Source organism: Vibrio sp. 10N.261.55.A7 (assembly GCF_002877365.1).
Taxonomy (GTDB): Bacteria; Pseudomonadota; Gammaproteobacteria; order Enterobacterales; family Vibrionaceae; genus Vibrio.
On record NZ_MCWZ01000046.1, the window covers coordinates 1 to 10,898 of the forward strand.

A 10,898-nucleotide genomic window follows, 5' to 3' on the forward strand; every position below is an offset into this window, starting at 1 on the left:
TATTACCTATTACCTATTTTTATTCGTTTAGAAAGGAAACTCACAATGAATTTTAAAAAAGTATTTTTAAGTGCTTCCGTTGTATTAGGATTAGCGGCAATAACAGGCTGCAATTCAACGACAACAAGCGCACCAAGTGCAAAAAGCACGCTGTCTGCTGATTATATTTTTACTAACGCTAAAGTTTATACGGTCAATGAAAAACAGCCATGGGCTGAAGCGGTAGTGGTGGACGACAACAAAATTGTTTATGTGGGTGATGCACAAGGCGCAAAAGCCTATAGCAGCGATAATATCGTAGATTTAGCGGGGAAAATGATCCTACCTGGTTTTGTTAGTGGTCATGATCATTTAGTCGCCTCTAACTGGACTAAAGCAGGTGTTAACCTGTTTCCTGCAAAATCAAAACAAGAGTATCTATCGTTAATAAAGGCGCATGCAGAGGCGAATCCAGATGATGAGTTTTTATATGGGTATGGCTGGAATTACACAACATACGGTGGTCGACCTACCGCAGCAGAGCTAGATAGCGTGGCACCAAACCACAAAGCCATTATTTTTGATTTTACCATTCATGACGCATGGCTAAATAGCAAAATGATGGCTGCTGGCAATATCAATAAAGACACAGAAGATAAACAACCTGGTTTCAGTTATTGGGAGCGAGATGCAGCTGGCAACCCAACCGGTAATGCGATTGAATTATCATGGTTCCCTGCTTATATAAGCTCGGGTGCGTGGGATCGTGAAACATTGGTGACTGAAAGCCAAAGTACGCTCTACAATAATGCGGCCAGTCAAGGCTGGACATCAGTGGTAAACCTAGGCTTAGTAACACCTAATATTTCTAATGCTGAAAAGAATATTGCAGAATATGATTATGCGATGAAATTGCTTGCTGAACTTGAAAAGCAAGACAAGTTAAAGCTGCGTACTTTCATGCATTGGATCTACAAAAATGGTGATGCATCGGTCGACGAACTCGTCAAAATAACCCTCGATTATAGAAAGAAATATAACTCTGACATGCTGAGAATGTCGGGTATTAAAATTCACCCAGAAGCCAACTGGGGAACACAAACGTCGTTGTTGCTAGAAGGTTACAGTGACAAACCTGAATATAAAGGCATACGTGGTATCTCTGCAGAGCGTGTAGAAGAAGTCTATATGAAAGCCAATGCTCAGGGGATTGATGTTTCTATTCATGCTGATGGCAGCGCAACGGTGCGTGCGTCAATCGATTCAATCATTAAATCGCGTAAAGCAGGATACGATGCTCGTAATAGCTTGCAACATTTTGCCGTTGTTCATCCTGATGATATGAAACGTGTCGCCGAGTATAAAATCCCTGTTAATTTGACACCTATTTGGCGTACTGATTGGGGTAATACCTTTGAACTAGCCCAAGAGAAGTTAGGTGACAAACGATCTCACGAATACTATCAAATGTTAGGCGCAGCAGTAAGAACCGGTACTACGGTCAGTATTTCAGCTGATGTACCTTCTACGCCATCAGAAGAAGCAGGTGGTTTATTTTTACTTGAGTCAGCGATGACACAAATGAACCCGAATGACCCAAATTCTGTACCTTGGGGCCCTAACTCTGAAGCATTAACATTAGCCCAAGGCTTAAAAACCTTAACCATTGATCCTGCATGGCAAACACGCATGGAAACTAAGGTTGGTTCGTTAGAAGTTGGGAAATATGCTGATTTGGTGATTCTTGAAAAGAACCTTTTTGATGTTAAGAAAACCGATATTGCGGATGTAAAAGTATTAGCAACTATGATGAATGGTTCGTTTACTTATAAAAATGGTTTATAAATAGCCCGATAATAGCCTTATGAAAAAGTGCCAATATTGTGAATTCTTGATGAACCATAATATTGGCGCTTTTATTTTTAACGCTGAACAGATGTAATTATTTTCAATTGAAATAATAAACATCATAAAGATAAATACTCAGCCCACACCTTTCAGATCAAACCTTGAATTACCTGTGCTACCTAAGTAAACCTCTTAAATCACCCCCCACCATTCGCTTCAGTAATACTTCAAATAACGGCTGGCAGTAATAAATTGGGATTAATATCATTTGCACTGTAGGTCAGATAGTGCAGTAAAGCGCTGCGCTACACACGGTTTCAGCTCTACGTAGCTTTATAGTGATAATGTGTCTGTGGTTGAGTTTCCTATTGCGAATGTGGGTGCAAGGAATGTGGTTACTTCGCGTATTCCATCAATTCGACAGGCACACCATCGCATTCTATAAACGCGACGATTAATCCTTCACTCGGTGAGTTAGGCTCTATGATCACTTTTTTGCCTTTCAGTGCGTCAGCTAAATCATCAACTTCGAAAGCAAGATGCGGCTGCGTTTTCACAATGTCAGGGTAGGGCGCATCCTGCCAAAAACGCATATGCTGGATGCCATACGCATTACTCGTATGATCTGACACTGTCATTTTTAAATGAGGCAGTGCGATTTCACCCTCAAAGGACTCGGTTGTTGGAACACCATAATGGCTGAATTTCATAAGACTTCTCTTGGGATAAATATTGTCATTGAAATAATGTAATTTCCACTACCATATACATCCTTTTTAACGACAACACCTGTGTCGGTGAACGCTATATCAGGAAAACGTTATATCAGAGAAATAAGGCTATGATGGGATGGCGATGAGTGGTCTCTTCATTTTATCTCCTTTCATCTAACGCCCACATGCTGACTTTATGATGGGCGAATATGCGCTAGCGATAATTCAACTTCCCACTTAAAATCTAACTTACTTGAAGTCTGAGACCGCTTGATTGAATCTTTGCGTTTACTGGTATGCTTACAACAGAATGGTCTTGTGTTACCAATGCCTTTTGCTCGTTATCTAGCTTGGCTCTTTCTTCGTTAACAAGCGCTTCCAGGTCTAAAAATTCATCTCTCATGTTCTCTACGCCTGCCATCATGACACAAAGATATTCATCAAACTCCTTAAGCGCCTCCTCTGCCATTTCGATGCTCATCGGTTTATTTTTATCGTCAAATAGGCGTTCTGGACGCAAGAGATCTGAATATAAGCGAACATTGTTTGTCATTTTTTCTAACGTGTTAATGCTCAATGTATTGTCTTTAATGAATCGTTCCATGTTCTTCTCGCTTGGTGTGTGTGTTGTGTGTGGTAATAATATGCGCTGGCCGTTGGTTTGTATGTGTCATTTAGTGGCGCGTTTGTGTACTCAATCCACTCACGAACTAACAACCACACATTTCCTCGTTCACATAGCCCTTTGGGCCTTGAATACTCCTTTTATCGTGATAAGAGAAAGCATCAATATAAGCCGTTTAAATAAATCTAGAAGGTCTAGCAACGCCTTTCCTATAACGAGCATGGTGTATTTTATAGAAACCAAAAAAGCCTGCTTGCGCAGGCTCTTTGAATTATCTAAACGGCTTATGATCGATTATTACGATGACTTACGGTTGCATAGGAAAAGATTGATGAGTGTGAATGTTAAACCACTGGCCATCGCGCTTTTGCAAAATAATGCTAATGACATAATCGCCACCCGATGGCATTACGTTACCTGCGTCGTCGTATTGCACATAAGCAGAATCAGCCACATATAATGCACTGTCATCTGAAAGCACGGTGATTTGCTCTTTCTTGATAATGATATCTTGACGCGACACACCATCAAATGCAGCGCCCATCATTGCGGTCATTTCTGCTTTAGACCACGAAGGGTAACCGGCCATTACGTAGGTCATTTCCGCTGGCGTATTAGCAAACATGCCCGCTAAATTAGCATTACGCGCTTCTTCCCACATCAGATTGGTGGTAGTCAGCACTTCTTTTTCAATACTTTTAGTCTCTGCGGCAGAGACGCCTGTTGCGAAGGTAAAGCTGGCGATAATTAAGCTTAAAACCGACAGTATTTTTGAACCCTTCATTATGTTCTCCTTCATAAAAACAGATTTTTTGTAATAAAAAGCCCTGAATATTTACTCATAGTCAGGGCATGGATATTGCTCTCGGTTATTTAATCGCCATTGGTTGGTAAGTATCAATTGTGTTGAAGATAGACTCTTCTTGATACTTCACTTTAGCGAAGTTGATGTTGTCTAAATCCACTTTACGAATTTGTTGATTATCGTAAGTACGGAAGTAATAGTCATTATTGTTGGTATCGACCACAATCGAGTAACCGACCATTTGTGGGTCAGGCGATAACCAGCGCCAGTATAGTGTGCCGCGTGGAATTTCAAGTGCATTCACCATGTGCCAAGCGCGGTTTACACCATCAAGGTCTGATTGAATGACGGAATCGTCTTGCGTATGGTTCATCGCCACAATGTGTTGGAAACGACCCATTGGTGATTTATCAAACCCTTTGAAAGAGCCTTCAGCGAATTTAACTTGTGCGTCATCGTAACCTGTACCATCTAATAACGTATGCGCTTCACCCTGCTGAATACTGTAAACAGGATCGTTAGTCATCGCACCCAGCGTGTTTTCATGAATGTCTGGGTAACCAGAGCCATCCGTGTATTCCACCACGATTGAACGTTCACCGTCATTAAAGGCGTAATGCATGCCTGCTTCTAAATCAAAAGCGGCTTCAATTTTGGTGGTTTCAACTTTCGTTGTTTTTAGTAACTCAACCGCTTCATCAACCGTTTTTGCGTTACCGAGAATAAAAGCGCCAAGGTTTAAGTAGTTAACGCCAATTTCTGTTGAGCCTTCTGGCACGTATTGGCTAGCGCCTAGTGCTAATGATTCCGCGTTCAAACCATGCTCATTAATCGCTGAGCTTACCCATTCGGTTTTACCATGACGAATGCCCACGAAACCGTATTTTGCCGGTGGTAAATCATTTAATTGATAACCTTGAGGGGCAACAAAAAACGTTTCCTGTGCTTCAAAACCAATCTCCATCGTACGCCCAATCATTGTATTGTCTTGTGGCGTATCAAAGTGAAAGTAAGAACATGCGCTAGCAGCAGTAGTGGCTAACGTCGCGGCGATACCGGCTGCAAGTAGTAATTTTTTCATAATATGTTTCCTTCTCTATTTATTGAGTTAAATCGTTTCAAACGCAGAGCTGTTCATGTTTAGGTCTGCTTGTTGGTGTGGAGCCATTATGTCGAAAAGAGGCGGTATTGGATGTGTGTAAGTGGCATGTAAATGTGTGCTTCATAACGACAGTTGTGTGCTTACTAAAGACAAAAAAAGCCCACTTACGCAGGCTCAGTAGTCACTGTCTATTCACTACTTTGCAAGCACATCAACATAGTTAACTGCATTGTTGTAGATAGGCGTTGCAGAGTAGCTCACTTCAGAGAAGTCGATATCATCTAAATCCACTTTACGGATCATTGGGTTATCGTATGTGCGGAAGTAATACGCTTTGTCTGCAATATCAACCACGTTACTGTAAGCAATCATTTGTGGCTCTGGCGATAAAAATTCCCAGTACATCGTACCCGGTACGATCTCTGCGTTATTCACCATTGACCATGCACGGTTAACACCATTATCACGGGCATCATTTGATTTGAGATTAGTGTCTAAGTTGTATGCTGCGTTTTGTGCCGCTAAACGCTCGAAACGCCCTACTGATTCAGTATCAAACCCAGGGAATACTGCTTTATCTTCACCTTGGCGTGCATTGGCCATCTTAATAGCTGCGGCTGCTGTCTCTAATTGCTGAGGAAAACTCGGATCATTAGTCATGACTTTAACCGTGTTTTCATAAACCATTGGTTTACCACCGTCTTCATGCTCTACCACAACTGAACGTTGACCATCATTGATTGCATAGTGGAACGCGACTTTAACACCGTCAAACTGTTTCATATCTTCATAACTTACGATCAGCTTTTTAATGATGGCTACCGCTTCATCAGTCGTTTTAGCTTGACCTAACAGCGTTGAAACAACGGATAGTGAGGTTGCATCTGATTCATCAATGGATACATCCGCATAATCACCCGCCCAGTAACCTAAAGATTCAATGCTTAACCCGTGCTCATTTAAGCCCGATGAAATCATTTGCGTATCACCGTGACGCATGCCCACAAAACCATGCTTTGTTGTTGAATCACGCATTTCAAAACCCTGTGGCACAATGACAAAATGCTCTTCTGTTTCATAGGGCAGTTCATTGGTACGTCCGATGTATTCGTTACCGTCAATGCCTTCGAAACTAAAGTATGAACACGCATTAGCGACGTTTGCTAAAGAGCCTGCTAATACTGCAGCGGTTGCGATAGTTAGAATTGATTTTTTCATTGTTGATTTTGTCATCATAAACTCCGGTTGTAATGTTGAGCGCCAATGTCGTGGTGCTGCTATTAAGTTGAAGCCAGTATGAACCTAAAAAATCATCTTAATAAATCGTATAAAATGGGTTTTATCCTGCTATATTAATGTGTAGTTATCTGTTTCTTTCTTAAATGATGTTTCCTCACCACTCATAAGGGCGTAGTGATGAATTTTTCGTTAGACCAACTCACTGCATTTGTTATGGCTGTTGAACATGGCAGTTTTAAGCTTGCGGCGGTCAAATTAGGCAAACATGCGACCACAGTAAGCCAGCAAGTTGCAGCACTGGAAATCGATATTGGCTTGCCGTTATTTGACAGAAAGGTGCGTAAATTATTACTCACTGAACAGGGGCGAAATCTCTATCAATATGCGCGTTCAGTACTCACTGAAGCCAGCCGTTTTTCAGATAAAATAGACAGTCTTTGCGCGAATCAACCCACTGACTTTCGTTTAGCGATTGGTACAACCATTCGTGATCGGCAATTGATACGCTGTGCTAAAGCGGTGGTCAGCGCTTTTCCAACTATCAACTTGCAAATCCTCAGCGGTGATCCGCATCAAATCATTGAATGGGTGAAGAAAGAGGAAGCTGACATGGGAGTGATTAGTACCTTGTTCCAGCATTATCCTGGATTAACGGCAGTGCCTTTATTCAATTTTCAGTTGGTACAAATTGCGCCACCAGCATGGGTTGGTAGTGATAGGATGATCTCAGAAGATAAGGCGCGCATCTTGCCACAAATTGTTTATCAACATATCAGCGTTTCAGAGAATCTACAGGGGCATATTTTAAGCAACCATCATTATACCGCGCAGAATTTAGCGGATTTAATTGAAATGGTATCACTGGGGTTAGGTTGGGCGATTGTGCCACGCTACCAAGTAGACAATCACTTGGAGCAAGGGGACGTTGTTGAGTTTTCATCCATTGGCAGTAAAACCGTTAACTGGTATGCAGAATTATTGTATCGTGCAGAAACACAACTTAACCCCGCAATGGCGTTGTTTATAAAGGAGGCTCTAACCTTATCTGATAGATAGACTGCACACATTGGTTTAGTGAAGCCTTTCTCATCGTTGTGGGTAACTTGTACTTGGGGAAGGAGAGATTTTCTTTAGCGTTATTGGGGGGAATAGACAGCAAAAACAGTTCTACTTTCCTCTGAAAACTTAACTTCTCTGGAAACCTAACTTCTTTGGAAACTAATAGTGCTTGGTGGAACCTTTTCCTTTGCTGGTATGCTTACTGATCTTGTGTTGCCTGCCTATTGCTGGCTATTGGTTTGTATGTGTCATTTAGGGGCGCGTTTGTGTGCCCAATTAGTTCGAGATATGACAACCACTCCTTCTTCTCACTGGCTTAGCCCTTTGGGCCTTAATAACTTCCTTTGTAGTGGTAGAGGAAGCATTAATTTAACAAAACAAAAAGGCGAGTCATTACTGATTCACCTTTTCATTCTGTTTCTTAATTGAGGTTTGGTTATGTGCCAGTTCAACTAGCTAACGAGCTTCTTTTGTTGTTCGAAATTCACGTCATAGGCTTTCTCGCCCGCAATGTAGGTTTCGCTGACAGTTCGGTCGTCACCCAGGCTCATGAGTACAAACAGTTTTTCTTCGAGTGTTTTTGCCTGCTGCATTCTAAAGCGCATAAGTTGAGTCGCATCTTGATTAAGAACGACAAAATCCGCTTCTTTACCGACTTCGAGATTACCTATTTTATCTTCTAGGTGAAGTGAACGCGCACCGCCGAGTGTCGCTAAAAACAAAGACTTTATCGGGTGCAGTTTTTCCTGCTGAAGCTGCATGATTTTGTACGCTTCACTCATGGTTTGAAGAATCGAGAAACTGGTACCGGCACCCACATCGGTTCCCATACCGACACGAATACCATGCTCTTCTAACTTAGGTAGCTTGAATAGACCTGACCCTAAAAATAGGTTGGAAGTCGGGCAGAATGAGATCGCAGAGTCGGTATCGGCAAGGCGTTTACACTCACAATCTGATAGGTGAATACCGTGCGCAAAAACAGATCGTTTGTGCAGTAAGCCATAATGATCGTACACATCAAGGTAGCTTTCTCGTTCTGGGAACAAGTCTAGCACCCATTCAATCTCTTTCTTGTTTTCAGAAAGGTGAGTGTGCATGTAGACATCAGGATACTCTTCTAACAGTTTACCCACGGTGGCCAGTTGTTCTGGCGTACTGGTTGGCGCGAAACGAGGGGTGACTGCGTAAAGCAAACGGCCTCTGTTGTGCCATTTCTCGATCAGTTCTTTTGAATCGTCATACCCTGACTCTGGCGTATCCACCAGGTAGTCTGGCGCATTGCGATCCATTAGGACCTTACCTGCGATCATACGCACATTTCGTTTTTCTGCTTCTTCAAAAAACACATCAACAGATTCTTTATGTACGGTTCCAAACACCAGTGCGGTGGTGGTGCCGTTACTGGCGAGTTCATCGAAAAACAGATTCGCCACTTTATGTGCGTAGATAGGGTTTTTAAAACGGCGCTCTTCTGGAAAGGTGTAGTTTTCTAGCCAATCCAGAAGTTGTTCGCCATAAGAAGCGATCATGCCCGTTTGAGGGTAGTGGATATGCGTATCGATAAAGCCAGAGGTGATGATTTTATCTTTGTACTCTTTTACCGTTAGCGTTTTAGGCTGACGCTCAAGAACGGATAGAGCATCGCCAATATCAACCACGTGTCCGTCTTCGACGACAAGGATACCGTCTTTAAAATATTCATAGGAGTGTTCAATACCCACATCCTTTGGGTCAGCAATGCTATGCAAAATACTGGCGCGGTACGCCTTACGTTGAGTTGTCATTATTACTTCCTTTTAATCTCTCTAAAGACAATATGGCCTTTAGAGCTAAGCGATTTTATTTTTTATAGGTGATTCGCTTAGGCTGTTTTCACTGTGCTGATCAGGGCGCTTTTGTTCAAGCGTTTGACCTTGATAATGTGCGATTAGTTCACCCGCAACCGATACCGCAATTTCTGCTGGGTGTTTACCATTCACAGAGCTGATGCCAATCGGGCAAATCATAGTGTTGATTTGTTCTTGGCTGTATCCACGTTGCTCAAGCCTGTAATCGAACTTTTTGCGTTTGGTGAGTGAGCCAATCATGCCAAAGTAGCGGCTGTCTTCACGGTCGATGATCGCTTTGGTTAAGTCGAAATCAAGCTGATGGTTGTGCGTCATGACTAAATAATAGCTGTTGGGTGGCATGTGTTTCACTTCGCCAACGGGGTCGTCTGATACCATTTTTTTTACGCCATGAGGCAAAGTGTCGGGAAACACTTCATCACGTTCGTCTATCCAGGTCACTCGGAAAGGTAGGGTAGCGACAATATGCAGCAAAGCCTTGGCAACGTGTCCTGCGCCAAACAACACAAGGTGATTTTGCTGAGTGCCGATGGGCTCGAAGCTTAAGGTGGCCATTCCACCACAACATTGGCCAAGGCGAGCGCCTAAGTTGAAGCGCTCAACTTTCAATGACTTTTCGCTGGCAATAAGCATCTCACGCGCCATTTTCGTCGCAACGTGTTCTAGATGACCACCGCCAATGGTGGCGATGATTCTGTCTCGCGTGACCAGCATTTTTGTGCCAGCATCGCGCGGTACAGAGCCGCGATCTTCAAGAACCGTCACCATGACGCAGGGTTCATAGCTCTCTTCCAACTTAGCTAATTCATGAATCCAGTTATCCTTAAACATCATTGCCTCCTGATGATATGTAACGCTTGAAGTCTGTAACCAATATCGAGCGTGTTATTCATTGTTAGGGAGTGACCTACCTGCTGTATAGAGGGTGGACGAGCAGGTGGCCACTGATACACTTCGCACTTGAAGGTGCCGTTTTTTCTTTATATCTTTATTCTATAGCCTTCAGGCTAAGCCGTTTCAGACTTGCTGTTAACGGTTGCGGTTTGTGGCTTTGTTACTTCCTGTACTGCCATTAATACACGCTCTGGTGTCGCTGGCGTATCGAGTTTTGGAATGGCACCTTCAACAGCCACTGATGCGATAGCGTCTTTGAGTGCGCTCCAAACCGACATGCCCAGCATGAATGGTGGCTCACCGACGGCTTTTGAGTTGAATACCGTGTCTTCAGGGTTACTTCGGTTCTCGAGAAGATGTGTTCTGAAGTCGATCGGCATGTCAGCAATCGCCGGAATCTTGTAGCTTGCTGGGCCATTCGTCATCAAACGACCTTGATCGTTCCAAACCAGTTCTTCCGTCGTTAACCATCCGACACCTTGAACAAACCCACCTTCAATTTGGCCAATATCAATGGCCGGGTTTAGCGATGCGCCCACATCGTGCAAAATGTCTACGCGAAGAATCTTGTACTCACCGGTCAAGGTATCAATGATGACCTCAGAGCAAGACGCGCCATACGCGTAGTAGTAGAACGGACGACCGCGAGCTTTTTCGTGATCGTAGAAGATCTTAGGCGTGCGGTAGAAGCCTGTGCTGGACAGTGAAATTTGGTTGAACCACGCCAGTTCAACGAATGAATTGAATGTCATCAGTTCATCTCGAATTTGAATCATGCCATTCT

Annotated in this window: 10 protein-coding genes; 2 read left to right on the forward strand and 8 right to left on the reverse strand. The window is 43.0% G+C overall.

What is annotated here, in order from left to right:
- The first annotated feature begins 45 nt into the window (after nt 1–45).
- Nucleotides 46–1,824 (forward strand): amidohydrolase, encoded by a 1,779-nt coding sequence (locus BCU12_RS04410; protein ID WP_102403159.1) that lies wholly within the window; start codon nt 46–48, stop codon nt 1,822–1,824.
- Nucleotides 1,825–2,222: 398 nt separating this feature from the next.
- Here the strand turns inward: BCU12_RS04410 and BCU12_RS04415 are convergent, their stop codons facing one another.
- The 5 genes from BCU12_RS04415 to BCU12_RS04435 all read right to left on the reverse strand — a co-directional run bounded on the left by BCU12_RS04415 (nt 2,223) and on the right by BCU12_RS04435 (nt 6,290).
- Nucleotides 2,223–2,537, reverse strand: a complete 315-nt coding sequence (locus BCU12_RS04415) for a hypothetical protein (RefSeq protein ID WP_102403160.1) — start codon at nt 2,535–2,537, stop codon at nt 2,223–2,225.
- Nucleotides 2,538–2,784: 247 nt separating this feature from the next.
- Nucleotides 2,785–3,144, reverse strand: coding sequence for a hypothetical protein (locus BCU12_RS04420; protein WP_102403161.1), 360 nt, complete (start codon nt 3,142–3,144; stop codon nt 2,785–2,787).
- A 328-nt stretch (nt 3,145–3,472) separates the two neighbouring features.
- A complete protein-coding gene (locus BCU12_RS04425) occupies nt 3,473–3,949 on the reverse strand; it encodes a nuclear transport factor 2 family protein (protein WP_157939852.1) in 477 nt (158 codons plus the stop codon).
- Between the two features lie 85 nt (nt 3,950–4,034).
- Nucleotides 4,035–5,051 (reverse strand): linear amide C-N hydrolase, encoded by a 1,017-nt coding sequence (locus BCU12_RS04430; protein WP_102403163.1) that lies wholly within the window; start codon nt 5,049–5,051, stop codon nt 4,035–4,037.
- A 216-nt stretch (nt 5,052–5,267) separates the two neighbouring features.
- Nucleotides 5,268–6,290: a linear amide C-N hydrolase gene (locus BCU12_RS04435; protein ID WP_157939853.1), complete on the reverse strand. Its 1,023-nt coding sequence runs from the start codon at nt 6,288–6,290 to the stop codon at nt 5,268–5,270.
- Nucleotides 6,291–6,488: 198 nt separating this feature from the next.
- Here BCU12_RS04435 and BCU12_RS04440 point away from each other — a divergent pair, with 198 nt between their 5' ends.
- Nucleotides 6,489–7,367 carry a LysR family transcriptional regulator gene (locus tag BCU12_RS04440; RefSeq protein ID WP_102403165.1) on the forward strand — a complete coding sequence of 293 codons (879 nt, stop codon included), beginning with the start codon at nt 6,489–6,491 and terminating at the stop codon, nt 7,365–7,367.
- A 455-nt stretch (nt 7,368–7,822) separates the two neighbouring features.
- On the opposite strand, the gene guaD is transcribed toward BCU12_RS04440, so the two are convergent.
- The 3 genes from guaD to BCU12_RS04460 form a co-directional block, all read right to left on the reverse strand.
- Complete coding sequence (gene guaD, locus BCU12_RS04450) at nt 7,823–9,157, reverse strand: guanine deaminase (RefSeq protein WP_102403167.1); 1,335 nt, start codon at nt 9,155–9,157, stop codon at nt 7,823–7,825.
- 45 nt (nt 9,158–9,202) lie between these two features.
- Nucleotides 9,203–10,051, reverse strand: coding sequence for a xanthine dehydrogenase accessory protein XdhC (gene xdhC / locus BCU12_RS04455; RefSeq protein ID WP_102403168.1), 849 nt, complete (start codon nt 10,049–10,051; stop codon nt 9,203–9,205).
- 176 nt (nt 10,052–10,227) lie between these two features.
- On the reverse strand, nt 10,228–10,898 hold a 671-nt coding region (locus tag BCU12_RS04460; protein ID WP_157939854.1), incomplete at its 5' end, for a molybdopterin cofactor-binding domain-containing protein.

What these genes read in the sequence shown, in the direction of transcription:
- BCU12_RS04410 (WP_102403159.1), top strand. Translation starts at nt 46, where the DNA reads ATGAATTTTAAAAAAGTATTTTTAAGTGCTTCCGTTGTATTAGGATTA.
- BCU12_RS04415 (WP_102403160.1), bottom strand. Translation starts at nt 2,537, where the DNA reads ATGAAATTCAGCCATTATGGTGTTCCAACAACCGAGTCCTTTGAGGGT.
- BCU12_RS04420 (WP_102403161.1), bottom strand. Translation starts at nt 3,144, where the DNA reads ATGGAACGATTCATTAAAGACAATACATTGAGCATTAACACGTTAGAA.
- BCU12_RS04425 (WP_157939852.1), bottom strand. Translation starts at nt 3,949, where the DNA reads ATGAAGGGTTCAAAAATACTGTCGGTTTTAAGCTTAATTATCGCCAGC.
- BCU12_RS04430 (WP_102403163.1), bottom strand. Translation starts at nt 5,051, where the DNA reads ATGAAAAAATTACTACTTGCAGCCGGTATCGCCGCGACGTTAGCCACT.
- BCU12_RS04435 (WP_157939853.1), bottom strand. Translation starts at nt 6,290, where the DNA reads ATGAAAAAATCAATTCTAACTATCGCAACCGCTGCAGTATTAGCAGGC.
- BCU12_RS04440 (WP_102403165.1), top strand. Translation starts at nt 6,489, where the DNA reads ATGAATTTTTCGTTAGACCAACTCACTGCATTTGTTATGGCTGTTGAA.
- guaD (WP_102403167.1), bottom strand. Translation starts at nt 9,157, where the DNA reads ATGACAACTCAACGTAAGGCGTACCGCGCCAGTATTTTGCATAGCATT.
- xdhC (WP_102403168.1), bottom strand. Translation starts at nt 10,051, where the DNA reads ATGTTTAAGGATAACTGGATTCATGAATTAGCTAAGTTGGAAGAGAGC.